Source organism: Arthrobacter sp. SAFR-179, assembly GCF_059414945.1.
Genome location: NZ_JBPFDM010000010.1, coordinates 63,963 through 88,453 on the forward strand (window position 1 = coordinate 63,963; position 24,491 = coordinate 88,453).

Annotated in this window: 17 protein-coding genes and 3 pseudogenes; 8 read left to right on the plus strand and 12 right to left on the minus strand. The window is 56.9% G+C overall.

Going from position 1 to position 24,491, the window contains the following annotated elements; translation table 11 throughout:
- Positions 1–62 precede the first annotated feature (62 nt).
- Entirely contained in the window at positions 63–437 is a 375-nt protein-coding gene (locus ACR65K_RS15385) for a DUF2510 domain-containing protein (protein ID WP_440153958.1), read from the minus strand.
- Here ACR65K_RS15385 and ACR65K_RS15390 point away from each other — a divergent pair.
- On the plus strand, positions 393–743 hold the full coding sequence (locus tag ACR65K_RS15390) for a hypothetical protein (protein ID WP_440153965.1): 351 nt from the start codon (positions 393–395) through the stop codon (positions 741–743). The genes ACR65K_RS15385 and ACR65K_RS15390 overlap by 45 nt on opposite strands.
- 477 nt (positions 744–1,220) lie before the next feature.
- On the opposite strand, the gene ACR65K_RS15395 is transcribed toward ACR65K_RS15390, so the two are convergent.
- The 4 genes from ACR65K_RS15395 to ACR65K_RS15410 all read right to left on the minus strand — a co-directional run bounded on the left by ACR65K_RS15395 (position 1,221) and on the right by ACR65K_RS15410 (position 6,703).
- The gene (locus ACR65K_RS15395) at positions 1,221–2,444 is read right to left on the minus strand and encodes a hypothetical protein (RefSeq protein WP_440153816.1); all 1,224 of its coding nucleotides are present in this window, start codon (positions 2,442–2,444) and stop codon (positions 1,221–1,223) included.
- A gap of 171 nt (positions 2,445–2,615) precedes the next feature.
- Complete coding sequence (locus tag ACR65K_RS15400; protein ID WP_440153818.1) at positions 2,616–3,827, minus strand: DUF3825 domain-containing protein; 1,212 nt, start codon at positions 3,825–3,827, stop codon at positions 2,616–2,618.
- Positions 3,828–3,935: 108 nt separating this feature from the next.
- A complete protein-coding gene (locus ACR65K_RS15405) occupies positions 3,936–5,054 on the minus strand; it encodes an aldo-keto reductase family protein (protein ID WP_440153820.1) in 1,119 nt (372 codons plus the stop codon).
- Between the two features lie 119 nt (positions 5,055–5,173).
- A complete protein-coding gene (locus tag ACR65K_RS15410) occupies positions 5,174–6,703 on the minus strand; it encodes a COG1361 family protein (RefSeq protein ID WP_440153822.1) in 1,530 nt (509 codons plus the stop codon).
- 758 nt (positions 6,704–7,461) lie between these two features.
- Between ACR65K_RS15410 and ACR65K_RS15415 the strand changes: the two genes are divergently transcribed.
- The 3 genes and pseudogenes from ACR65K_RS15415 to ACR65K_RS15425 form a co-directional block, all read left to right on the plus strand.
- Positions 7,462–8,091, plus strand: a complete 630-nt coding sequence (locus ACR65K_RS15415; protein WP_440153823.1) for an APC family permease — start codon at positions 7,462–7,464, stop codon at positions 8,089–8,091.
- Between the two features lie 41 nt (positions 8,092–8,132).
- Positions 8,133–8,918 (plus strand): carbon-nitrogen hydrolase family protein, encoded by a 786-nt coding sequence (locus ACR65K_RS15420; protein ID WP_440153824.1) that lies wholly within the window; start codon positions 8,133–8,135, stop codon positions 8,916–8,918.
- Between the two features lie 170 nt (positions 8,919–9,088).
- Positions 9,089–9,966, plus strand: a pseudogene (locus ACR65K_RS15425) (amino acid permease); the annotation flags it as partial.
- Positions 9,967–10,324: 358 nt separating this feature from the next.
- Here ACR65K_RS15425 and ACR65K_RS15430 read toward each other — a convergent pair.
- Positions 10,325–10,813, minus strand: coding sequence for a hypothetical protein (locus tag ACR65K_RS15430; RefSeq protein ID WP_440153825.1), 489 nt, complete (start codon positions 10,811–10,813; stop codon positions 10,325–10,327).
- 353 nt (positions 10,814–11,166) lie between these two features.
- Here ACR65K_RS15430 and ACR65K_RS15435 point away from each other — a divergent pair, with 353 nt between their 5' ends.
- Both ACR65K_RS15435 and ACR65K_RS15440 read left to right on the plus strand, forming a co-directional pair.
- Positions 11,167–13,488, plus strand: a complete 2,322-nt coding sequence (locus ACR65K_RS15435; RefSeq protein WP_440153826.1) for an AAA family ATPase — start codon at positions 11,167–11,169, stop codon at positions 13,486–13,488.
- Positions 13,485–15,365, plus strand: coding sequence for a UvrD-helicase domain-containing protein (locus ACR65K_RS15440; protein WP_440153827.1), 1,881 nt, complete (start codon positions 13,485–13,487; stop codon positions 15,363–15,365). Before ACR65K_RS15435 ends, ACR65K_RS15440 begins: the two co-directional genes overlap by 4 nt.
- 849 nt (positions 15,366–16,214) lie before the next feature.
- Here ACR65K_RS15440 and ACR65K_RS15445 read toward each other — a convergent pair.
- The 6 genes and pseudogenes from ACR65K_RS15445 to dcm all read right to left on the minus strand — a co-directional run.
- Positions 16,215–17,157: pseudogene (locus ACR65K_RS15445) on the minus strand (RNA polymerase sigma factor); the annotation flags it as partial.
- 294 nt (positions 17,158–17,451) lie between these two features.
- The gene (locus ACR65K_RS15450; protein WP_440153829.1) at positions 17,452–18,297 is read right to left on the minus strand and encodes an HNH endonuclease; all 846 of its coding nucleotides are present in this window, start codon (positions 18,295–18,297) and stop codon (positions 17,452–17,454) included.
- Between the two features lie 9 nt (positions 18,298–18,306).
- Positions 18,307–19,887: an ATP-binding protein gene (locus ACR65K_RS15455; RefSeq protein WP_440153831.1), complete on the minus strand. Its 1,581-nt coding sequence runs from the start codon at positions 19,885–19,887 to the stop codon at positions 18,307–18,309.
- Positions 19,888–20,382 carry an EcoRII N-terminal effector-binding domain-containing protein gene (locus tag ACR65K_RS15460; RefSeq protein WP_440153832.1) on the minus strand — a complete coding sequence of 165 codons (495 nt, stop codon included), beginning with the start codon at positions 20,380–20,382 and terminating at the stop codon, positions 19,888–19,890. It abuts the gene before it with no gap.
- Complete coding sequence (locus ACR65K_RS15465) at positions 20,379–21,911, minus strand: DEAD/DEAH box helicase (RefSeq protein WP_440153834.1); 1,533 nt, start codon at positions 21,909–21,911, stop codon at positions 20,379–20,381. The genes ACR65K_RS15460 and ACR65K_RS15465 overlap by 4 nt, the downstream gene beginning before the upstream one ends.
- Positions 21,912–22,268: 357 nt before the next feature.
- Positions 22,269–23,516 carry a DNA (cytosine-5-)-methyltransferase gene (gene dcm, locus ACR65K_RS15470; protein ID WP_440153835.1) on the minus strand — a complete coding sequence of 416 codons (1,248 nt, stop codon included), beginning with the start codon at positions 23,514–23,516 and terminating at the stop codon, positions 22,269–22,271.
- Between the two features lie 227 nt (positions 23,517–23,743).
- Here dcm and ACR65K_RS15475 point away from each other — a divergent pair, with 227 nt between their 5' ends.
- The gene (locus ACR65K_RS15475; protein WP_440153966.1) at positions 23,744–23,965 is read left to right on the plus strand and encodes a hypothetical protein; all 222 of its coding nucleotides are present in this window, start codon (positions 23,744–23,746) and stop codon (positions 23,963–23,965) included.
- Positions 23,917–24,438, plus strand: a pseudogene (locus ACR65K_RS15480) (zinc-binding dehydrogenase); the annotation flags it as partial. The gene ACR65K_RS15475 and the pseudogene ACR65K_RS15480, both read left to right, overlap by 49 nt.
- Positions 24,439–24,491 lie beyond the last annotated feature (53 nt).

The following is a 24,491-nucleotide window of genomic DNA, read 5'->3' on the forward strand; positions in this document are numbered from 1 at the left end:
GGAGCGAGCCTAGTTCTGGCTGCCGATGACTGGAGAAGCTTGGCCAGCAACGTCTGCCTGTTCTAGCTATCCGTTCTGGTTTGACCGGTCCATGCGTGTCCGTCCCAATATGCCAACACCCCCTGGGTATGCGTTGGGTACCAACCGGCCGGGGAAGCCACCTGTGCCGTCGACGGGGGTGTTGCCGCTACAGGTGAGACCTGCTGCCTTGCCAGTGCCTCCTGGACGGTACATACGTGAACCGTCCACCTTGTCCCATTCCACCAGCGCGCGGCGCCGTGGCCTTCGTGGTACCAGCCAGGAGCAGGATCACGACCAAGAATATTGTCTAGAGACTTCCATGGAGATGAAGTAACTAGCGACGAGCTTTTTGGCGGGGGAGTCACCCGGTTATGCCACTGTTCGGCGACAAATACTTCGGCTTGCTCCTTGGTCATACGGCCTGCATGAAATTCATTGTCTGCCCACTGACAGAGATTCGCATAGTCAATTGCCAATTGCTGACGCCGAAGCTGGTCAAGCTGCGCAGCTGCAAGTTGCGCCTGAACCGCTCCCTGCATGGCCAGCTGTCTCTGAATATCGAGCTGCTGTCGAGACGTGACGAAGCTGCCTACATTGGCTGCCGTGTTGAGGCGGTTGCCTTTCATCTTCCCCACGGGACTTTCCTTCTTTCTAAAAACGACCTACGAAGGTTGCCCCCAGCTCTTGGCGGAAGATTATCGGAGTTGGCTTCTCGTGACTAGATCTCGTTCAGTCACATCTCGAGTCGCCTTGGCCACGCACGTCACGAGAAGTTTCGCATCCCGGTAGAAAACCTGGTGGTCATCGGTAGCGTAGGCCTGATCGTAATCGTCCAGTACCTGGCTACTGGTTGGTTTGGCGCCGAACCTGGTGGTGGAGGTTCCAGATGAGGATGAGCATATTTCCACAACACCAGAATGCAGCTTTCCGCAGCTTCTAGAGCTTAGCCTGGGAGTTATCAGGATCATGGTCGGAGTCGCTCAGATGGCGGTTACACGCCACCAGCATTCCGGAGAGTGTTGGCGTGGTTCGGGCGTTTGGGGCTAATTGCACGTGCCCCACCGAGGAACAGCGTCTGGAGATCGTCTTCGCTCGGTTCGCTGGGAGCACCAAGACTTAGCCATAAGTAGTAGCGAGGGAAGCTCGGAGTCGTCTAACTCGGGCGCTGCCCTCGGGATCAGTTCTCACTACCAATTTCGCTATGAGGATTGTTCGACGCGCATTCCGTTGGCGTCCACGATGACGCCGAAACGAGGGACAATCGGCCCACGGCCCACGTCACGGAGAACGAAGGGCTTTTCCCTGAGCGCTGTTCTATCGGGCTTGTTCTCGATGGCATTGAACAGCCACCTAGCGTTGTCTACAAACATTTGGGCTCTACCACGATCTGCATGTGTCAGGCGGAGTCCCTGATGCACAATTTGATGTCGTATTTTTCGAGTTGCACTAAAGGTTGTATCTACTTGCTCGCTTATCGCGGTACTGGAAAGCTTCTGCCACTGCCGGAAACGACCTGGGAAATCAGTCTGAGATGCTTCTAACTTCTTTTCTACATCAGCGACGGAGAACTTCTTATTGAGCTCGATGCGCAGTGCATGTTCGACCACTGCTTCGATTGCCGTTACACAACGGCGCACGGCTCCTGTGTAGTCACCTCGCTCCATAAGTGAGCGAGCATCAAGGAGCTCAAACTCCCCGGGCGTTGCTTGGGACGGATCAATAGCAGAAACAGTTCCGGGGTCGGTGAATCGGAAAGAAGTCGCTGCTGCGTCTGGATCCATGGTCTTATCCTGATCGTGTATGACAGGCTTTCGGTCCCACTCCGAATAGGGCAGAAGTCGAATCGATATCATCCCGCCGGGAGCAATTACCTGCCATACGGGCACATCCCAGGGTGCGATTTCGTACGGAAAGTAATCATAGGTCGCAAGTCGATAGCGCTGAATCAAGTCGTTCAGAACAGGGATATGAGCTTCACAAAGGGTTGCCAAGTAGTATTCCGCTTCGTTGGACCGACCAGGGGTAGCGGCTTCTTCACCCGTCAAAGCAAGGGCGGAAAACACATCTTCGTGCGCTCGAGCGGCAATCTGCACAACTGAGCGACAGGGCCGGAACGTTCCGCCTTGCTCCTCGAGTGCCTTCACGACTGTTGACGTGAGCGCGGGTTGCTCGTCCTCGGGTCCCAGCCAAACGAGAGAGCGACGGGAGTCGAGAACATCTCCTACATGCAACTGCGTGTAGCGATCCCTCAGTGTGACCTGGAAAGAAGCACCAGAGATGGGCAACTGTAATTTGCAGTCCTCCACCATGAGCCAGAAGGGGAGCTCCGCGCTTATAGTCACGTCCACCATGTCGGAAGACCAGTTCAGATGGTCCCCGAAGTCGAAACTCTCGGTCGTTACTCCGCTATTGAAATCTTTCACAGGTTTCGCCCTTGCTCTGTAGTGAGTGAAGCTCGCGCGATAATAGCGAGACTGAATCGGCCTAAGCAGTTTTAGCGCCAAGGTGATGCGGGGCCAGTGTCAGGTCCTGAGTCGGTGCATTGTTAGGACTCTGCCGTAGCGGCCTAAACAAAGGACGATGGCAACTTTCAATCAGGCTTTCAGCCAGTCACTATCCGGCCGGCATATCAGACGAGCGTTGTTGTATGCCATATCCAGAGTTAGGACAGTTTCACCTCTGTATTGTCTGTCGTGCTTGGTGACGACTAAAGCTAAGTCCGCTCGCGCAGGTTCGACAAGACACAGCGGAAGCAGTAGTTGCACTGCTCCCCTGTGGAACTGGGGGACCGCAGCCTTGTAATTTCGATTAACACGCTTTCCGGTCTGTACTCGCGCTGCATGGAGGGAGTTTCTGGCCAGGTGCTCTTTACTACGCAGTTCTTCCGGGAAGCGTTTGATGTTGTCTTGAATAATGTGCTCCACGTCGATATACAGTTCGCAAGACCGGTCATAGAGAAGTACGCTCGCGTCGTCGAAATAGTTGGCTATCTCAGGCAACCTTTCGAATTTTCCGAGCATGGCATGGTCACTTTCAGCATGGAATCCTGCCAATCGCCACTTCCGCCCATCTTGTCCGGGAGTTTTCCCTGAAAACAACGCGAAAATTTCTTCTTGGTGCTTCGTAACTAGGCCTGTGTTGAAACACGCGTATGGTGAGGCGCCCGCCCGGCCCATTGCAATCTTTTTCCCGGTTGCGCCTGCATCTTCCTGCTCCAAACGCGCAAAGGTGTGGACGATGTAGCTGTATAGTACGGGCTTGTATCGGTTGCTCCCGGAAGACACGCTGTGATTCCAATTTTCCGGCTCGGCTTTGCCGGAGAGCAAGTCTAGCCATTTTCGGTCATCACCCATGTCAGCAAACCGCAAAAGAGGAGCCCGGGAATCAGCCCGCTTTACTAGTAAAGCTTGGAGAGCACCAGTTTTCCGTGTCCCGAGTGTAAACTGTACTTCCTCGCCCGGTTCCGCTGTTGTCCTGCCCTGACCGGTGGAGAGAATATTTTTAAAATGAAAGAACACGAGTTCGCCGCTATCGGAACGCTTGATGGTTCCGAATCCCTTTTGATGATCGAAATTCTCAACTCGACCATTCAACCTGGAACTTGGCGGGCGAACGTTGACGGCTACGGAGCCCTTCTTTGGATCTTCACCGACATCAAATTCCACCGGCTCTCCTGCCAGTAGAAATCGGAACCCCGTACCCGTGATTCTTGTGTGGTGCACGAAAAGATCCGGACCTCCATTGTCTGTGGATATGGTTCCAAACCCAGCGTCAGCTTTGTACCACTTTACGGTTCCGGTTGGCATCTTTACCCCTTGGGACGAACTGGGATCAGTCTGTGTGTTGGTGATACTAGCGGATTGGTCCTTGATAGGCCCGTTCAAACAGACTCTCCTCGGACCAGATTGCTAAGATCATTTGGGATAGGGGCTCACAGGGAAGTCGACGTTCGAAGATAGCTTACCTCCGAGTGCGTCGCGTACAGCCGTGATCGCGCCGGTTCTGGTTAGTATCGCGGCCGGGTACTGGCCCCATTCGAGGTAGTCCCGCGAGGGTCCGTAGAGGCGAGCGAGTGTTTGGGCAGCGAGTCCTGCCCATGCCCGGAAGGCACCGGATGTACTCTGTGGTGCCGACTCGACAAGGTCCGCCAGTGCGCACACGTAGGCCGTGATCAGAGTGCGTTCCCGGTGCCAATTCGAAGCATACAATTCCCCGGACGGTGGTCGGATCGCGCTCTCAATCAGACTGGCAGAACCGGCGGATAGGGTGTACATCATCCTGCTGGGCGGAAAGACGTAACCCGCCATGTTCCATTGCGGTACGAAGGCAGCCGCAGGCGCCGCGATAACGTCTTCACCGCTTGCCAAGTGGTGAAGGGCTATATGGAACGGACTGTTCGCGGGTGGCATCTCTTGGAACGGAGCGTCACTCTTGCCGTCGATGACTGTCACAATTCGGCGTGTCAAGGGCTCTGTGAATATAGAAGCTGGCTCGTCCTGTATTTCTTCGGCGAGACTCATGGCAAATGCCCGAGAAGCGTCTCGCACGGTAGTGTCCGTGAACTGTGTGTGTGTCCCTAGGGCAGCTCGGAGGCCCTGTGACTCCGCTTCGGCAAGACGGCTCCATACCTCCTCAAAGGGAACCGGCGTCTCCCATGTCAGGTCGACTGTTGCAATTGCTACGACACCGAATCGATGTAGGTGAGCCTCAATTCTGGGTAAGACTTTTCCGGTCACAACTGCATCTGCCCAGCGAAGTGGGACGAAATGACGTCGGAGGCGTTTCGCTTTCTCCGGCGATACTGGGACCTGCACAGCTTCCTCCGCGACCTTGGACCAGAATCGGCTATCAACTGGTAAGTCTTTGGCGAAGGGGAGCCCGACTTGCTGGCGGCGGATATCCTTCAAGTCCACGAGTCGCTGAACGAACTGCTCATCGCTTCCCAGAGCGCTTGAGAGCTGATCGTGGACACAAACTGTTAAATACGATGCTCGAATCGCCGTAACTTCAACTCTCACAATCCTGCTCCTCATTCGCTAAGCTTAAAGCGACCGATTCTGTGGCGGCAGTAGCCTTGGTCCGCAGGCGGTAAGGTGCCTAATCATATTACGGCGCAGGGTGGTGGTTACCTACGGGGTAACCACCGCCCCTTTTATTCTGGTGGGTTCTCATAGCGCAGCAGTGCCAACTTTTGCCCAGTCCACTTAGCTCCCGGCAGTGGGCCTGGAGTAGCCACGAAGCCCTCATCAGTTGGGAACCACAACAGGTCCTCTCCAGATGTCGCTTCAATCTTGTTCAGTGCAATTGGAAGTGCACTACCACCGCCATCAATGAGTTTGCTAACTTCTCCCATGTTCGTCATCGCTATCTGGGGGGCGACGATAACCTCATCCCTGTCATTGTGGACGAAGAGACCTTTTCTTCCATCCGTTCCCTGGTAAATTTTCCGCTGCGTTGATGCATCTGCCTTAGCTGAAGCACGCACAACATCGAGAGGAGCAGCGTCCACGTTTATGAGCTGCACCTTTCGTCGGTGGCTCTGGACTGTCAACCAGCCGGCAAGGAGCCCCAGTACGGCCGTGCCGATCGATACTTTGAGAATCTCGCCGATCGAGTAAGTATCAAATAGATACGCGATGCCTAGCCAGCCGACGACCACCGCGATCACGAGTGAGAAGCCCGCCGCGGCGATCAGCAACCACTTGTTCTTCCAGATCTGCTCGAGCGCGTCCGGTGCCGGGACCCCAACCCGTCGACGATCACGGATCCAGACGTAGAGAAACGACCACACACCTAGAAATCCCGGAATGAAGAGCGCCGAACTGACACCCAGAACTGCCGGCAGGGCGTCTGCAGCGAGGCTAGTCGTCAACAGGGTTGTATTTACAACTTCATAGTGCTCGGATCCCGACTCGACCTCAGCCGTTATCACTGCGGAGGCAGACCCACGCCGGAGTGGCGGCTTGGCTTCGACACGAAGTAACGCGCTCGATGAGGAGTTAGCGAGGATGCTCATCGTGAGGGTGGTTCCAGTTGCAGCTTTGGCAATATCGCCGTCCTGCTGGGCCAGGCGCACGCTATTCTGGCCGGCGAAAGCTCGCAACGTCACTTTAGCAACAGCGTCGCCTTTGTTCTCAGCAACGACCAACAGATCAGCAGGTGATGTATCAGAAAGAATCGTGTTACCCGTGACGGTCACGGCAACAACTGGCGCGGTGTCAACGAGGCTAACGGCAACGACCGCAGAGGTGTCAACGCCGTTTGTCGTTCCGACGGCGGCTATCTCCAAGCTGGCAGGTCGCCGGGAGGGCGATCCCTGCGGTGTCAGTTCAATGAGCTTGGAGGCACCTGGGGCAAGCGTCTCGATCAGCGCCGGTACTAGGTCCGCAACGACTCCTTCAGGTGCCCTCACGCTCATACGGACGTTATTGACAGCAGCGTCACCGACATTTTCAATTTTGATTGAGAAGGACATGTCGTCTGCAGCGTCCGAGACTGCGACCGCCGCCGTAAGTTGCCCGCCTTGACTACTCGTCGACGGTAAACCCGCGACGGCCGCGCCACTTGATGCAGTGACAGTGATTGTGGTCGCAGCGAGGGCCGCGAGCACGACCGGGGAAAGGGTTTTGGACCAGTCGGGACGCATATTAGACCTCGATACCGCAGCCATCCATGCGAGCATGAGCCGATTCCTTTTCCTGAATTGTCGCCACCGATGCCAATATTCGGACAGGGCGACAATGACGAGTTTTGCTATATAGATTCGTCGGGTTCGTGGAACGGGGTTAAACAGGGCGGATACCGAGTTGCTGCCCCGTCCGACACCCCAGGCCATGAAGTGAAAAGCGCATCTGATATTGGTTTTGGCGATGATTTGCCGATTGCAGTGGATGCGCGCTCATACTTGCCTCCTCTCAGGCCAAAAAAAGAACACACTGGTGACCGCAGCCTGGCTTCCGTGGGACTTCATAATCAATGGTGTAATGCGCTGAGGGGGTTGTCTAGATGACAAAGTGGAATGTCTGCGAAGTAGTGGGTCGTGGATAGCTCCGATAAGGTGGTGTGCCAGTTCGGCCGTCACGTCATCCTCGGCAGCATTTGAGCCAGAAGTACACCCTAGGTAGCTAAGCGTCAGTATGCCACTCAAACAAAGGATAAGATCTGGCCCGTCTGCCCGTTACCTTTGATGATGACTCTCAAATTCCGGTCGCTGCTGTCACTTTAATTACAACGAAAAAGTGGGAGGAGCCGGGTCGTCGAGTCGGGACTCGCATCCGTAAGCGGATTCTGATGGCCGTAGCACGCGGCCTGCCGTGCTGCCCGTGCGGCTGTGCGTTCTTCAACGACGGGTGTGTGCAGGCACCAGCATTTCGAATATTCGGGGACCATCGGTGACACCTTAGCGTTCGTTGACTCGGCCCGGCGGGACGCGGAATCTTCGTGGCGGTGTCCTACGTGACCCAGCTGGTCCACCCCGGCGGCGTGTTCGAGGACTCGGCCTCCGCGGCCAGCTCCATCGCCCTGCAGATCGGCGGGCAGCTGTTCGGCGCCGTGTTCCTGGCCGGCCTGGTGGTGGCGCAGTTCGCCTCCGGCCTGGCCGCGCAGGCCAGCGCCTCCCGCCTGCTGTACGCGATGGGCCGCGACTCTGTCCTGCCCAAGGCGGTCTTCGGCCGGCTCAGCGAGAAGTTCCACACCCCGGTGGCGAACCTGGTGGTCACGGGCATCGTGGGCCTGATCGCGATCTTCCTGGACGTGGCCACGTCGACGTCGTTCATCAACTTTGGTGCCTTCACCGCCTTTACGCTGGTGAACGCCTCGGTGGTGTTCCACTACGTGCGCCAGCGCCGGGCCGGGCAGCAGCTGAACCCGGTGTCCTACGTGGTGGTCCCGGTGATCGGCGCGATCATCTGCGCCTACCTGCTCTCCCAGCTGGACAGCAACGCCATTACGCTGGGACTGTCCTGGCTGGTGCTGGGCGTGGTGGTCCTGGCCCTGATCACCCGCGGCTTCAAGGCCGCGCCGCCGGAGATGACGGCCACGGAGAAGGCGACGGTCGAGGCGGCCGCCTGAGTCTGTCAGTTCGTAGTGTGGCCGCCGGGCCGAGGGAAGGAATGCTCGTGAGGATAGCGCTGGGGCAGCTGGAGTCGGGTGCCGACATCCGGGCAAACCTCGCCGCCATCGACCGGTTCGCCGCCGAAGCAGCGCGCGACGGCACCGCGCTGGTCGCCTTCCCGGAGTACGCCACCTACGAAAAGAAGAAGGTGGACGCGACGTTCCCCCAGGTGGCCGAGCCGCTGCACGGCCCCGTCTGCCGGGAGCTTGCCGCCATCGCCCGCCGCTACCACATCGCGCTCGTGGCCGGCGTGGTGGAAACCTCGGACGAGCCCGGCCGGGCCTACAACACGCTGGTGGCTTACGGGCCCGACGGCGGCCGGCTGGCTTTCTACCGGAAGATCCACCTTTTCGACGCGCAGGGCTTCGGGGAGTCGACGTTCATCAAGCCGGGCCCGTCCACCGCTCCGGTGGTGTTCGAGCACGCGGGAGTGCGGTTCGGGCTGATGACCTGCTACGACCTGCGCTTCCCCGAGCTGGCCAGGTCCCTGGCCGACGCCGGCGCACAGGTCCTGCTGGTCTGCTCGTCCTGGGTGCCGGGGGAGCACAAGACGGAGCAGTGGCTGGCATTGAACGCGGCCAGGGCGATCGAGAACAGCGTGTACGTGGCGGGGGTGTGCCAGGCACCGCCGGTTTCGGTGGGCAGGAGCGTGCTGGTGGACCCGATGGGGATGGTTGAGGCTGATCTTGGAGTGGTGCCGGGTGTGCGGGCGGTGGATGTTTCGCTGGAGACGGTGGATCGGGTGCGGGAGTCGTTTCCGATGTTCCGGCAGCGGCGGTTATAAGGGCGTTCTGGGCCAAGATCCATGTGCTCGTTTGGGCGCATTGCTGGACACCACTATCGATCAGCCTGGGAGGCGCCATCCGCGCGCGTCTCTTCATAGTCTTCGGGCGCCGGCATCCAGGCGGCCGGCCCGGCCGTGCTCGCGGTGGGTGCTGATTGCTGTTCGGCTGACTGCCGGGCGTACGGTCGCCGGGCTTTGCCAACTTCATGGGTGCAGGGTCCGCTCCCAGCGGTTTCGCCGGGATTGCCACGGCGCTGTTCGTGGTGGCGTTCGCGTTCGGCGGTTCCGAGATTGTGTCCGTGGCCGCGGCTGAGACCGCCGAGCCGGCCCGCAGCGTGAAGAAAGCAGTCCGGACCGTGCTGTGGCCCATCCTGGTGTTCTACATCGGCGCGATCTTCGTGATCGCGGCCGTGGTTCCCGTGGGGTTCGGCGGGGCTGAAGAGCCCGTTCGCCGCCGTGCTGGACGCCGGCGGAATGCCGGGCGCAGCCACCGCGATCACCCTGGTGGCCGTCGCGGCGCTCCTGTCCGCCCTGAACGCCAACCTCTACGGCGCATCACGGATGGCGTTCTCCCTGGCCGAGCGCGGTGAAGCCGCGCGCGTGCTCGCTGCCGTGTCCAAGGCCAGGGTTCCCGTTGTCGCGGTCCTAGCCAGTGTTGCTTTCGGCGTTGTCACGGTGGTGTTGGAGCTGACGTTCCCAGAGAAGGTGCTGCCGGTTCTACTCAGTACTGTTGGCTCCACCTGCCTGCTGGTGTGGACGTCCGCACTCCTGGCCCAGCTCGCGCTGCGCCTCCGCGCCGACCGCGACGGAACGGAGCTTCCCCTGCGGATGCCCGGCTTCCCGTGGCTCACTTCCCTTGGCCTGCTCATCCTCGCGGCGATCTTCACGGTGGGCTTCATCGGCGAGGACTCCCGCCCCTAGCTGCTGAGCACCTTCGGGCTCGTGGCACTGCTGGTAGTGGGGTGGCTGGGTGAACCAGCGCAACCGGAAGGTTCCGGTTGTTGTCGGAGTTTTGCATGGCGATAAGGACGCTGGGCTCATGGGCTGAACTGGAAGTAAGAGCCATTATTGGAGATCAATTGCGCGTCAGCCGTGCGTCAGGCGTGCGTCCGGCGTGGACTGAACACACCCTTGAGGGGTGCGACAAGCGATTGCCGCCGCATTTTGCAACGGTCATCGCGCCCGAGCCCCTAGTGGTCACCATCATTTGTCCTGCCAGATCGTGGCAAAAGAGGGCCATCCGCGGTTCCAGAGTGAGCCAATGTTTTCTGTACAAGAAGAAGAGAAAGCGACGTAGGTCGTGTAGCGGCGTTGGACCGGTAGGCCATCGAGAACTTTATCCGTGCGAGGTCAGGCGCGGCAAGGTATCGATGAGCCGGGGTGTGCATAAGGGGGGCCTACGACCTTCAGAGGAGCAATCGATCAACCTCACCTAGGATTCCAACCCGATCCTCCTCGTTTTCTACTACTGACACGGTTCCGAAAACCTTTCCAATCCGGTTAAACGAAAATTCCATTCGAATGACCCTTAGACGATCAGCGACCAGGTAACGCGAGTGGAGGTCCACAGCGCGATGGAAGACGAGTGCTGTCCCGGGTGCCGCCGCCTTAAAGTTGCGCTCGAGTCGCTCCTGTATGCCTTGCCTTGGCTTTCCATGCATCAGTACGAGGCGCTGCACCACGTCAAGAACCGGTAGGAGGAGGTTCGTTACATTACCGGCATATAAATGAGGATCTTCTCCTCCACCATCCAACATGTACGGATCGACGACCACCACTTCGTCTGCTGGCAAGATCTGCTTAAGCTCACGCCAGTATGTTTCAACGATCTGTTTAGGTGACAAGCTGGTGGGAAACGCGGCGTGCCTGGAGCGAGTCACCTTCGCCTCTGACATAAATGGCCTCATCGTTGCTCACGGTGAGACTCTATCGGCTCCGTTGTTTTCTCGCCCAGCCGGGAGCTGGCCTCTCTTCGGTCCTTTCATCAACCTCAGCTTGAGACGGTTCATGAAGATCGAAAGCCCTTGGAGCTCACCTAGGAGCAGTGCGTATCTCTCCGTCAGTACCGTAGCCGAATTGTCTGGTTTCGCGTCGACGGCAGCTATTAGGGACTGGTTGAGTAAGAATGGAATGCTGGACCCAAGCTCTGTTTGAAAAATGAAATACGGGGGATAAATGAACGACGACCAGCCATACGAGATTTTCGTCCCCAACGGGTCAAGGCAGTAACCGAGTGCGGGTCACATGTGTGGAGATCGCAAATTTTCGCAAGCTGGAATCAGTGCGCATCGACTTGTCCGACCAGACAACACTGTTGGTCGGTGCTAACAACAGCGGTAAGACCAGCGCTATGGACGCCCTTAAGCAGTTTCTAGGGAACGACTCGTTCAAGCTGTCCGACTTCACCCTCTTCTACCTTCCTCGGATCCGCAAGATTGGCGAGGGGTGGGAAGCGGCGGCGGCACCTCCTCAGGGAGGAAAGCCTCTACCGGCTCCAGATGAAGGCTTTCAGACTATCGTCGAGTGGTTGTCCATCCTTCCGCACCTCGACCTATGGATCGAAGCGGGGCAGCACGAGCTGTACCGTGCCCCTGAACTCCTTCCTTTGCTTGACGACTACTGTGGCGGCGTCGGGGTCAGACTGCGGCTCGAACCGAAGAACATACCGACACTCGTGAAGGACTATCTGAAAGCCCGCGAGGCTGTAGAACTGACTCGCGGACGCGAGGCTGATAAGTCCAAAAGACCGCACTTGAGACCCATGAACTTAGTCGAATTTCTTGAGCCCAATGTCGGAACGTATTTTGGCATCCGCGTTTACCGCTTGGACCCTCATCTTGTGTCCGGAGAGATTACCTTCGCCGGCAATCTGGTGGGTGGACCGCTCAAGCCAGGGTCCGACCCTTCCGCTGCGCAACCGCAGCCAGTTGGCGAAGATAGCGAGCCTCTTTCGCGGACAATTCTCAACAAACTCGTGCGTGTCGACGTCATCGGAGCTCAGCGCGGACTTCAGGACGACGCGTCCACAGTGACGCTTTCCAGCAGTATTGCTTCTTACTACAAGGAGCACCTGGACTTTGCCAAGTACCCGACGCCTGATGACCTCGAAGCAATCCATGCTACTCAGAAGGCATCGAGGATCTTTGACGAACGCCTGCAAGAGGTGTTCCGTCCTCCTCTCGCAGAGGTGGCCCGCATGGGCTATCCCGGCACAGCGAACCCTGAGCCGATTATCAAGACTGATATGCGCCTGACTGACGGGCTCGAGCGCGAGTCTGTGCTGCGTTACCGCGTAGGGACCCCCCGCAATATCGAGGACGAGACATTTTTTGAGCTGTCTGAAGGCCTAAATGGCCTTGGCTACCAAAACCTTGTACTCATGATTTTCCGGCTTATGAGTTTCCGTGATCGGCGGTTGCGGCTTGGGAAGTCATCCAAGGCTGCCTCAGATTCCCCCGAACGTGTCCCGATCCACTTGGTTCTAGTCGAGGAACCAGAGGCGCACCTGCACGCACAGGTGCAACAAGTGTTCATCAAACAGGCGTACTCGACCTTGACTACCTACTATGCGGAAGCGGAAGCCGAGTATGCGGGTCTCAGAACCCAACTTGTCGTTAGCACTCACTCGAGTCACATTGCCCACGAGCTTGAGTTCGATGAAATTCGCTATTTTTGCCGTGGAGTCGCGGCCGACGACAAGTCAGTTCCCACAACCGTCGTGAAGAGCCTAGGGCGCGTGTTCGGCAGCAAAGACCACACTGCTCGGTTTGTGAAGCGATACCTCAAGGTTAATCACTGCAACTTGTTCTTTGCCGATGCAGCCATTCTTCTAGAGGGCGCGGCAGAACGGATCCTGCTGCCATCCTTCGTCGCCCAGGCACATCCCAAGATCGCCCAATGTTTTGTCGAATATCTCGAGATCGGCGGAGCTCACGCCCACCGTCTCAAGGGACTTTTGGTTGAACTTGCCATCCCTACCCTCGTCATCACAGACATCGACGCCACCGGCCCGGACGGTAAGAAAGTGCGACCCCAGCGAGGTAAGTCTCAGACTTCTGGTAGCGATGCCCTGAAGTCATGGCTTGAGGCGCCCTCCTCGCTTGACCTCTTGTTAGACCTAGATGAGGAGGGAAAAGTCTTTTGTGGGCCGACAAACGTCGGCGTCCGCTTCGCCTATCAGACTCCGGTCGACGCGCGACTAGACGGCACCGGGTCCGCCGTCGTGCTTCCCAGCACCTTTGAGGACGCCGTGGTAGTAGAAAACCTTGGGCTTTTCGCGAGCATGACCGGCACCGGGCTACTCGGAAAGTTTGCGACAGCGGTCAAGACGGCGGCGCAGACCGGCGACTTGTCGGCCCTTTCCGAAGACCTGTATAACGCCATTGAAGGTCGTGATAAAGCGGAGTTCGCGCTCGAGATGCTTTTGTCCATTGAGGATGAAATGGCTCTCACGGTGCCGGGATACATCAGGGAAGGCTTGCGGTGGCTGGAAGCTGAGGTCAGCAAATTGCCTCTGATGCCGAGCGTGGATGTCTCGGACGTCGGATCGGAAACGGGCGGTCGACTGTGACAGCAGATGACCCAACCGATCTGATAACCCAGGCGGTCAACCTTATGCACCCGCGGTCGTTCTTCCTTTACGCTGGGGCTGGATCGGGAAAGACGGCGCGACTGGTTGCAGCCCTCGAGACGGCGACGAGAGTATGGGGTCCCGCTTTGGGTGCAAGGGATTCACGCTTGTGCGTGATCACCTACACGAACGCCGCTGCCGAGGAAATCCAGATTCGCCTCGGTCACGACCCATTGGTGCAAATCTCTACTATCCACTCGTTCGCGTGGGCGCTTATCAGGCCCTTCACCAACGACATAGCGAAGTTACTGAGGACGCGTTTGCACACCGACCTCAAGGAGCTTTCAGCTGCTGAGGCGAAGGGCCGACAGGGTAGTCAGGCAAGCGAGAGGCGCCGATACAACATTGATCGGAAGACCCGAAGGCTGGCAGACCTCGACAAAGTGCGCCGATTCAACTACAGCCCCTCGCAAACTTCCCGAGGGGTCTACGGGCTCTCGCACGCCGAGGTGCTGCAGATCGCCGCGCATCTTCTCTTCGAGAAACCCATCCTGAAAGAACTACTAATCGGGCGCTACCCGTTCCTGTTTATCGACGAGGTTCAGGACACAAACAAAGAACTGATGGACGCCGTGCTCGCGGTGCAGAAGGCACACCCAAGCCGTTTCGGCGTCGGGCTCTTTGGTGACACTATGCAGCGAATTTACTTCGACGGCAAAGAGCGGCTTGAAGAGTCTATTGGGGAAGACTGGAGTCGTCCCGAGCTGAGGATTAATTTTCGTTCCTCTGCACGAATCGTCGAGCTCGTGAACAGCATCCGCGCAGGTGCTGACGGCCGAACTCAGACAGCTCATTCGACGGAGACCGGAACGGTGCGCCTGTTTATAGCTGACGAGAACAAGACAGACCGGGTTAGGTTCGAAGCGGCGGTCAGGAACGCCATGGTTTCTTCCGCCGGGGATCTTAACTGGTCGTCTGCAGAGTCGGTCAAGACGCTGATTCTCGAGCACTCGCTGGCCGCCATGCGCCATGGATTCGATGACTTCTTCCAAGCCTTCGAAGGGGACGAGTCCCTACGCAAGAGGGTTTTCAATCGTGATCAAGCGAGTTCCGGGATAGTAAACTTCCTCGGAACACAATTTTTGCCGCTTGTCCGCGCTATTGTCGAAGAAGACAGTACGGCAATTGAGAAACTACTCCGGGAGCACTCTCCGCTGCTATCGGAGGAAGCGGAGGCGCGCGACGCGGAGACACGCGTGGCACTAGTTACTCAGCTCCGCGATGCCGTCACCCAGGTACGGAACGCCGCCAGAGTGCAGGGGCAGCGAATCCGATTGCCCTTGGAAGCCGTGCACAGGACGAATCTGCTTGCCCTACCGGACACTCTCGCGTACGTTGTCACTCGATCGAAAGTCGAAAGTGTAAGGGTTGAGGATGAAAGTGATCAAGACAGCGCAATCGCATCATGGCAGCGCGCTGTCGATGTCGCCTTAGAGCAGATCCAACGTTTCTACGAGTACATAACGGGCAATGCTCCGTTCGACACGCACCAAGGTGTGAAGGGACTGGAGTTCCCGCGTGTAATGGTAGTGCTCGACGACAACGCGGCTGGAGGGTTTCTTTTCTCTTACGGCAAGCTCTTCGGGACGACCGCTGAGTCGAAAACCGACCTAGATAATAGCGCTGCGGGCCGCGAGACGGCCAGCGTGCGTACGCTCCGACTCTTCTACGTTGTATGCAGCCGCGCCAAGGAATCGTTGGCGATTGTGCTCTACACGGCAGACCCTTTAGCAGCCAAGACTGCCGCCATTAGCCGAGGGTGGTTAGCTGAAACCGAGATCATTTTAGAAGGTGATCTCGCTGGCAAGGCATCCTAAGCCTGTTGGCCCGAGCGCGTGTAACGCCATCATCGCTCTCCCATTGGAGTAGCGCTTATAGTACGGGTTTGCCCTGCTTACTGAACAGCTTGGCCTCGTCGATGGTGAGCCACGTACTTCTGCTGGGCTTGCGAGCTATGCTCAGGCAAGGACGGGACCAGCATGAACGCACGGCCGCCGCGTGTTCGATTGCCTGACGCACGAGTTCCGAGGGGGACTTGCTTTCCTTCGGCTCGAGGATGAGTGACTGGGGCAGCACGTTGTCAATGATCGTCCGATCGCGGAGCACCTGGCATGAAGCAGGCTTATGACGTAATGGCAGCGGCTGCTGACGCAGGCGCGAATCTGAGCCCCAGCCAAATCATCAGGGCTGGAAGCGAGCTCCAGGACGGCACCGTGCGGCTCTCTATCCTCGTTCTCATAGGCTCCGACTGGGGCCGCTGTCAGGCATTGATACGGCATATTGCCGCCCTTGACCTCGATCGCTCTTAGGCCCACATCTAGCCAATGGACCAGCAGGTCTATCTCGTACTCGTTCCGGCCACCACGAACCTGGACTGGGTGGGTCAGGACGCAGTGGATTGAGGAGGCTGTTCGGTGGAGCGGGCCAAACGGCCGTCTCTGCGTAGTAACCTTCGCCGAAAGTTGCGCGCATTTCCTATGGCGATACCAAAGGTACGCTCAAGTAGAATTCGCAGCGTTCGAGATAGCAGGGTAACGACTGGATGTCCAAGGGACGATTCAGGGCGGAAGCTCAGGGCGCGGACTGCGCATGACTCAGCGCTTTCAAGCTGCCAATCGATATCATTCCCTTTTGGAAACCGCCCAGCGATTTTAGAAACCGCCGAGTTAAATGACGTAGTCGCGCAGAACTGAAGATCGCTCTGGATCCTGCAACTTTAATATGGATTTAGACTCTATCTGACGAATTCGCTCACGTGTAAGGCCGAAGTGCTTTCCGATTTCATCTAGGGTTTTGGCGATACCGTCAGTGAAGCCGAAGCGCATAGCGATCACGGTAGCCTCTCTTTCGGAAAGTGTGTCAAAAAATGACTGGAGTTGCTCCATTAGTAAGGCGTGTGAGCTAATTTCATATGCATCAAAGGACTCTACATCTTGGATAAGAGAATAAAGCGGGACAAGTTCACCTGCTTCGTTTAGTACCTCTTCCTCTAAGGAAATTGGATCTAGGAGGTATCCTTGGTAGTCCTCCACTTGCCGTGGCGTTATGTTCAGCTTGATGGCGAGCTCATGGGAAGTAGGCTCACGCCCTAAATCTTCCGTCATCTGTCGCCTGACTTGAGAGAACTTAGTCAGGGTTTCAACCATGTGCACCGGGATACGAATGGTGCGGGCTTGGTCCGCGATTGCCCGCGTTATCGATTGCCGTATCCACCACGTCGCATAGGTGGAGAACTTAAAGCCCTTGGTACAGTCGAACTTCTCCACCGCGCGGATAAGGCCTAGGTTTCCTTCTTGAATCAGGTCCAAGAACAACATCCCACGACCCGTGTAATGCTTGGCAAGAGAAACGACGAGACGGAGGTTTGCTTCGAGGAGGTGATTTTTGGCGCGCTTGCCATCATGGATAATGAATTCGAGCTCGCGCCGGTACTTTCGATTCATTGAGCCGTCATCGGCCTTGATCTTCGCTTCGGCGTACAATCCAGCCTCGACCCGTAGCGCTAGGTCCACTTCCTGTTCGGCGTTCAGCAGCGGAACCTTTCCAATCTGCCTGAGGTAGTCCATGACTGGATCTGGCCGTAGCTCCCACTGGCATGACGCGCTTGACCTGTGGACCGTTATGATCTCCTTCCACGCTTGTGGAAGGTGCGGCCGGGGATGAGGAAGCAGAATGTTGGGTAGCCTGCCGCCTGGCAGCGCTGCGTCCTCCATCTAAGGTTCCAGTGAGCGTGACAACCAGATTTTTGATCCAGTCCGGATTAGTGGCTGGCATCTCAACAACTTCTATTGCGTCATCCGCGTCCGGTTCTGATGACCCCTCTGCCAACTCCACCGCTGCCCCCTGTGATTTCCTTGGTGAAATCTTATCGTCGAGCACGGACACTGTTCAGAAGAATCATGCTCAATGCTTTGGAATCGAAGCCGAGCGCATGCGCGCATTTGAAAGCTCTTGGGGAGTGTAGGGGGGCCAGCGCCTGTGTGCCATCCGATGACAGTTTGCGCAAAGTGGCACCAACTCGGTCACAGGATCCACAGGACGTGGTTCTTCCATCGAACTCACCGGTGTCAAATGATGCACCTCGACATATCCCCGAGCTAGATCACCATAGCTAGCATCGAAGCTAAACCCGCAGACGACGCAGGAGTTTCCGTGCACAGCTATCGCAGCGGCACGGTTCGATCTGCTGCGTTCATACCGAGTAGCCAGGACGGAGTACTTTTCGCCCTCGGAAGCGTAACTAAAATCGACTGCTCCAGCTTCGTCTGTTGGCTGCTGATCCACGTCGAGAGGAAGGAGACAGACTATAAAACTGAAAAGCCCCTCGGCGAGCATGAAAGCATCAGATCTTGATTCCTCCACGGAACTCCTCATGAGGCTGCCGCTGCACTCGAAGCTCTCCACCCGACCCGTCAATTCCTCATCAGATAGGGCATCGAGGCTTATTCCATTGACGAGAATCTGGAAAGTTGCTCCCAGGGACGAGTATGCCCGCGATATTTCAGCCGCTTGGAGCCATCTGTCTGGACTTGCTTCCCCGATTACTCGGAGAAGATCCGCCGCCAACCTGTCAAGTCGTAGCTCTGCTTTGACACGGCTCAAAAGAGGCTTCAGGATAACGCTGAACCCGTGCGGGCGCGACATGCCTTTGACTCGAAGTTCAGTGGCCCCGCTACGAGCGTCAAAGTTTGCCGTAATTGGAAGGTGCAGGGTAACGCTCAGAGCGTCGGCCAAGGCCTTTTCGTCCATGATTGCGATCTACTCGGAGTCAGGGGAGGGAAGATCCTCCACAAGCTTCTTCAATGCACGCGATACGTCGTATCGGATATCTTCAAAGATCTCCCTCGTTGAGTCCTGTGCCGATCGGAACTCAGCAGACGCCAGAGCCCAAAGAAGCGAATCAAGTGCTTGGATGGTGTTTCCCGAAGTCTGATTCGGAAGATAGACCTTCTCATAGTAGGGATGCGACTTGCTGATTCTGACACCTGGGTTATCACCAATGTAAGCCGGCTGGTAGAGAATACCATCGCGAAGTTCGTCGACCGCCTCCACGAAGACACCAGCAGTTGACTGTACGAAATCGACCTTCACAACGCCATGATCGTTTCGAATTTCGGCCGTTCCCGACTTTTCGTCCGTTGACTGCAAAGTTGCGTTGGGGATGGACTTTGACTTGTCCTTTATCGCTGCATTTGAAGGTGCATGAAGTTCAGGATCCGACATATCTTTGGTGCGTGCCCGCTGGCCATCGCGGTAGCGCGCCTCAGCTTCTCTTCGAGGTGGTGTCAGTGCCTTGAAAACTACATCGGCAAGTGCTGTGTCTAAAATAATTGTCGACTTCTTAATGTCGACTTGGAAGGCGAGGTCAAGTTCATGATCAAAGGACAGTTCGGCGCGACATAGCGTGAAGTGGGGTTCTTGAGCCCACATATTGAGCCAGTCGGGTCCATGTATGAGCCGATTTTCACGATATACGTAGATGCCTTGCGCCTTATTTACTAATCGTGCCAACGCCGGTGCCCCATCTCCGTTTGCTGCTTGCAGTTCGGCCTTTCGGGGCAGCACAAAGGCCTTGAGGTGCATCGTTGTGGTCTTGTCGCCGAGGTCAACCGGAATAGCTACGTCTAGGAGTTTGTCGGAACCGAATCCGAATGGATCCCAAGGTTCGATGGGAATTTCGTTTAGTGACAGTTTCACGTTAGCTGCACGCGTGTCCCTGGGGTCGAGAAACCGCTGGAACACCATTGCCAAGTGGTCGCGGAGAGAATCTACATGCCTCTTTATTGCACCATGAGCCCTGTCTCCAGAAGGATTCTTATAATCGCGGATCAGCCGGTCAATCTTCTCCCAACGCACCACGGTGCCTGTACCGCTCGAGTGCTTACATAAGAGATCGGCATCAACGGGATCCGCCTCAGAATGCACAGATACTTGCCACCCTTGGGTAGGAACCAGGTCCAAATCCCATATAGCCGTGGCCGGTGGGAGGCCGTTTCCAGATGTAGATGTCAGCTTGAGTCGTCGCGCAAAAGACGTAGAGGCAGTTTTCAGGCCCAAACCGAACTTACCGAGGCTCGAAGGGTCAGGACGACGAGCGGATCCGTACTTGAGAGCATTGACCAGCCCGTCCCGATCCATTCCTATTCCGTTGTCTGTTACGCTGAACCGCACATTCCCACGCGGGTCGAGTTTAAGTTCCACAAAAACAGAGTCGGCGCCGGCAGCAATCGAGTTATCGACAATGTCCGCAACGGCTGTGTTGAGCACATAGCCGGTGTCGCGAAGCGATTCAGTAATTCGCTCTGGGTCTGGTGTGACTTCGAATAATTCAGTGGACAATTATTTCTTCCTTCTTGCGACGGCACTCCAAGTGCCTGAGAGCTTGATTGTTTCAAAGATAAAAGGCGACTCGTCGTCCGTAGCCGCTGAGTTGGGCGGAATTCTTTCGTTAGATAGGCCAGATTCTTGAGAGCGGTCCAGCTCGATAGTCCAACGTCCGGTTGCAGTTCTGCCCAGGTGCAGGCTGTCTCCGACGGCAGCTTTGTGTTTTTTGAAAAAGGGGGTAAGACCGGTTAGCCGGTACTCGTTCCTAGTGGAGCGACCGTGTAATTTGCCGTTGTAGTAAATGAAGTTGAGGGCCCACTCGTCTATTCCATCGACTTCTTGGAAATGGATAGGCTGCCTAGGGTTGTATTCCGAGGCGTCTAACGCCGGGAAGAACGCTAGCATCGCGTCTTGTCTCGGAACTACGATCCCTGCCTGATGGGAGCCTGTTGAGCCTATGTCATTAGGCGTGAGCACCTTGGTAACGGATGCGGTTATGGCGCCCGTCATACTGAACTCTCCGTCGGGCTCCGCATTAGCATGTCTTCAATCTCTCTGACGGTTGGTGATTCTTCGGCCGCTCTCATACCGTGCACTGCAAGATCACGTTTTGTTCGAACTCGTTCCAGCATCAGTTCTTCTACGGTGTCTTTATAGTAAAGAGAGTATATAAAAACCGGCTTACTTTGACCCCGCCGAAAGGATCGAGCGGACGCCTGATCTATCGTTGCGGGGTTCCATTCTGGCGTGTAGTGGATCACGTAGTTTGCTGCTTGAATGTTGATGCCCACTCCGGCCGCCTTAGGGTTGAGCACCAGGATTGCAGGACCCGGAAACTCCGTAAATGCATCTATGGTCGCTTGGCGCTCACCAATCGGTACCTGGCCGTCAACACGAGAGACGAAGGCCGACACGAAACGGCCCGCCAGATCTTGTTGGATCTCATCGATAGTGGATGTGTAGGAGGCGAAGAGGAGGACTTTGCAGTCACGTGCGAAGGCTTCGGCGATAATCTGCAGGGCCTGCTCGTACTTCGGGTTCGATGAGGTTATTGGAGGATTGCGGGAATCCAAGCACCGCAAGCTTGAACAGATCTGCCTGAGATAGCCGATCTTGGCTAGCGGAGGGATGTTCTCATCTAGCCGCACTCGCTCGTATTCCAGTGCGAGCAGGTTGCTGGAGTGTACCGGAACCACAGCGTCGGTTCGTGCCGGAAGATCCCCGGCAACATCGTCGACTCTCCTCCTTATCGAGAGAGGAGCCACACGTCGCCCGAGCTCAAGTGCTGCCTGTGCTTCATCTGGATACATCATTTTGAATTCGTCGAGCGACGACAAATAATTGGGTGCAATGAGTGCAATGATTGACCATAGATCGGTGAGGGAGTTTTCTATTGGTGTGCCGGTTATAGCGATTTTCGTGTGAGCCTTCAGGTTCTTTAGCACTTGGGCGCGTTGGGCTTGAGGATTCTTGACATTCTGTGCTTCGTCAACACATATAGTCATCCATTCGATGGCTCTCAATAAGAACTCATCGCGAATCATGAGATCAAATGAGGTCACCACTACGTCAACACTTTTTAGAATCCCGGGATCACCGGTTCGCTGAGGTCCGGTGTGCTCATGAACGGCCAAATGGGGGGCAAAACGGCCGAGTTCTCGACACCAGTTTGCGGTCGTCGAGGACGGGGCGACGACAAGTGACGGCGATGCACCGTTTTTGGACATCCATGACATCACGCCTATCGCTTGCACGGTCTTGCCCAAGCCCATCTCATCGGCGAGAAGGCAACCGAGCCCTTGGGCCGCCATAGAGGTCAGTTTTGAGATGCCCGTCGCCTGGTACGGATATAGAGAGGCGTCCACGAGCTCTCCGGGAGGAGTTTGTGCACTACTTGGCAGCGGTCTTACCGACAGGTCAGGCTGTTGGCCAGCGAAATACTCAACGTCTAGGTGACTATGCCAAAGCAACCAAAGTTCCTGCGCCTCAGTCAGTTCCTGCAACAGTGAGATTCCACGAGAAGCAAGTCTTTCCGACATGCGGTCCACTTGATGTTGATCGACGGCGAACCATCGGTTTCCGATGATCTCTTGGTCCCTTTGGGGCCATGCTTTGACCAACGGTTGATTTATCGCATTCGTGGCGCGTAGCGCAAGGGAGCTTCGCCCCGAATGCGCAGCGAGAAGTACCGGCTGAAGCTGTAACAGGTCAGCCGAAAAATCCAGATGCGGCAAGTCGATAGACGGTCTGTTGCAGCGCTGACCAACAATTTCCTGGAGGCCCTCGTATTCGGCCGACCAGACATCGAGGCCCGCTACATGAAAAACCTCTGACCCTGTCCGGAAGACCAGCCCCTGATCAGAGTCAGACTCCCACGTCCCCCCAACACCCATTACTTATGATGCCTCCGCTAGTCGATCTTTCTTTGTGAGTCTATCTAGATGATGAACCACTTGAGATGCTAGCGACTCTATTACAGGTACAACCACAGAATTGCCAAACTGGCGGTAGGCCTGCGTATCGCTGACTGGGATTCGGAATGTATCAGGAAAACCCATCAGTCGAGCGCACTCGCGGGGTGTTAGCCTTCGTGGGTTCTCTCCCAGCCCACGAGAAACTAAGATTTCAGACCCGTCTTTGTGGTAGCGAGCCGAAAGTGTCCGTGTCGTGTGCCCGGGCTCAACAAGTCCGTAACCGAAACCGTTGCCGGCCAGCCTGTGCTTCTCGGCGTACCCCTGAAGGTAGGCCCACAGTTTGTCGCTAAGCACATACCGGCCGTCAACCTGTCCGCTGTGCTTGTCCATGTATGGGAGGTCCGCGTCGTTGGGAGTAATCTCGGAGTGCAGAATATGAGCCAGCTTATCGACGCGCTGACTCGGCTTGACTAAATTCCAGTCCCAGTCAACCTTGGACTCGAAACCAACAATGTATATTCGTTCTCGGTGTTGGGGTACGAATCCTTTTGCGTCAATCACCTTGTACTGGATGGAATAACCCAGATCCTTTTCGAGAACTTCTTTGATGACGGCAAAGGTGCGGCCCTTATCATGGCTAATAAGGTTCTTAACATTCTCTAGCAAGAATGCTTTGGGACGCTTCTTCTCAATAAGTTCTGCGACATTAAAGAACAGTGTGCCTTGGGTCTTATCTAAGAAACCGTGGTCGCGTCCAAGAGAATTTTTTTTCGACACCCCGGCCAGTGAGAATGGCTGGCAAGGAAAACCTGCCGCAAGGATGTCGTGATCGGGGACGTCTGCGGCGTCAACCGCGTTTATGTCTCCAAGGACTTGGTGTCGAGAGTCGTGGTTCGCCATGTACGTCTTGACAGCAAACTTGTCCCATTCGCTCGTAAAGACGCATTCGGCGCCGGCCGCCTCCAGTCCCAGACGAATCCCACCGATACCTGCAAACAGGTCCGCAAATCTGTAGCCTTCTGAGGTACTGGCCACTTCCGTCGGCAAGAGCCCATAAAAGCTGTCTAGAGCCGGGGCCAGGAGGGCCGGAACAGGCGTCACATCGGCGATCCACCGCTCTACGGTCCTGGTGGAATGCCCTAGTACCAGTGCTACTTCGCGCGTGCCGTGTAGTTTCGCGAGGGTTGTGAGCCTGTGCCGGGTTGCTGCTGCTGATAGTTCGGTCGTCATAGTGATCAATTCTGGGGCACGGGTCCGACATAATGTCGCAAGACGCTCCCAGCGACGGCGCCTAGAGGCAGTGATGCTCGTCTCTTAGTTCGGTTGCTGGAACCTGGAATTGTCATCTCAATCAGTGCCATTCACCAAGCCCGGAAGACGAGGGTTCACTACGGGGGAGTGGCAGTGATGTTCTCGAGCCACTAACGATTCTGCTCGGCATCCCCAAACTTCCCCTCATGCGCATCCTGCGGGAGGCGCAGGCGCCGGTGTACCAGCAGATGGCCCAGCGGGATGCCGAGTTCTACTCCCGGCTGGAGGCCGCCGGGTTCGAGCTGGACTTCGGTGTGGACGGGTCCGGGCTGTTCGTGAAGCACCTGCGGCGCGGCTCCGGCTACTACATCGACGTCGGCTGGTGGGCGGTTCCGGGCCCATCGGGCTGCCCACCGCGGCCGTCCTGAAGGGCATGGGGGTGACCACGATCATCAGCGAGCTCTCCCAGGCGCGCAAGGAGAAGGCCACCTCGAGCGGAGTGGCGGATCACGTGCTGGACCCCAGCAAGGAGGACGTCCCGTCCCGGGTGGCGGAACTCACCGACGGGACGGGAGTCGGCGTCGCGTTTGAGTGCGCCGGTGTGAACGTTGTCCTGGACACCATGCTCGACGCTGTCCGGCCCGGGGCCGTGGTGGTCAACGTGTCCATCTGGGGCGCGGCCGCCACCGTGGACATGCAGAAGCTGGTGCTCAAGGAGATCGACCTGCGCGGCACCGTCGCCTACGTCCGCGACCATCCCGCCGTGATCAGGATGGTGCAAGAGGGCAAGATGGACCTCAATCCGTTCATCACCGGCCGGATCGCGCTGGAGGACCTGGTGGAGCAGGGCTTCGACACCCTCATCAACCGCAAGGACACCGCGGTGAAGGTGCTGGTGCACAGCAGGGGCTGGGCGGGAGGGCGCCCGGCAGCGAAGGGAGGACGACGCTTGGA

Excerpts from the sequence above, each read along its gene's own strand:
- ACR65K_RS15390 (WP_440153965.1), top strand. The coding sequence starts at position 393 with ATGCCACTGTTCGGCGACAAATACTTCGGCTTGCTCCTTGGTCATACG.
- ACR65K_RS15385 (WP_440153958.1), bottom strand. The coding sequence starts at position 437 with ATGACCAAGGAGCAAGCCGAAGTATTTGTCGCCGAACAGTGGCATAAC.
- ACR65K_RS15400 (WP_440153818.1), bottom strand. The coding sequence starts at position 3,827 with ATGCCAACCGGAACCGTAAAGTGGTACAAAGCTGACGCTGGGTTTGGA.
- ACR65K_RS15405 (WP_440153820.1), bottom strand. The coding sequence starts at position 5,054 with ATGAGGAGCAGGATTGTGAGAGTTGAAGTTACGGCGATTCGAGCATCG.
- ACR65K_RS15410 (WP_440153822.1), bottom strand. The coding sequence starts at position 6,703 with ATGCTCGCATGGATGGCTGCGGTATCGAGGTCTAATATGCGTCCCGAC.
- ACR65K_RS15420 (WP_440153824.1), top strand. The coding sequence starts at position 8,133 with ATGCTCGTGAGGATAGCGCTGGGGCAGCTGGAGTCGGGTGCCGACATC.
- ACR65K_RS15430 (WP_440153825.1), bottom strand. The coding sequence starts at position 10,813 with ATGTCAGAGGCGAAGGTGACTCGCTCCAGGCACGCCGCGTTTCCCACC.
- ACR65K_RS15450 (WP_440153829.1), bottom strand. The coding sequence starts at position 18,297 with ATGGACGAAAAGGCCTTGGCCGACGCTCTGAGCGTTACCCTGCACCTT.
- ACR65K_RS15460 (WP_440153832.1), bottom strand. The coding sequence starts at position 20,382 with ATGACGGGCGCCATAACCGCATCCGTTACCAAGGTGCTCACGCCTAAT.
- ACR65K_RS15465 (WP_440153834.1), bottom strand. The coding sequence starts at position 21,911 with ATGTCGGAAAGACTTGCTTCTCGTGGAATCTCACTGTTGCAGGAACTG.
- dcm (WP_440153835.1), bottom strand. The coding sequence starts at position 23,516 with ATGACGACCGAACTATCAGCAGCAGCAACCCGGCACAGGCTCACAACC.
- ACR65K_RS15475 (WP_440153966.1), top strand. The coding sequence starts at position 23,744 with ATGCGCATCCTGCGGGAGGCGCAGGCGCCGGTGTACCAGCAGATGGCC.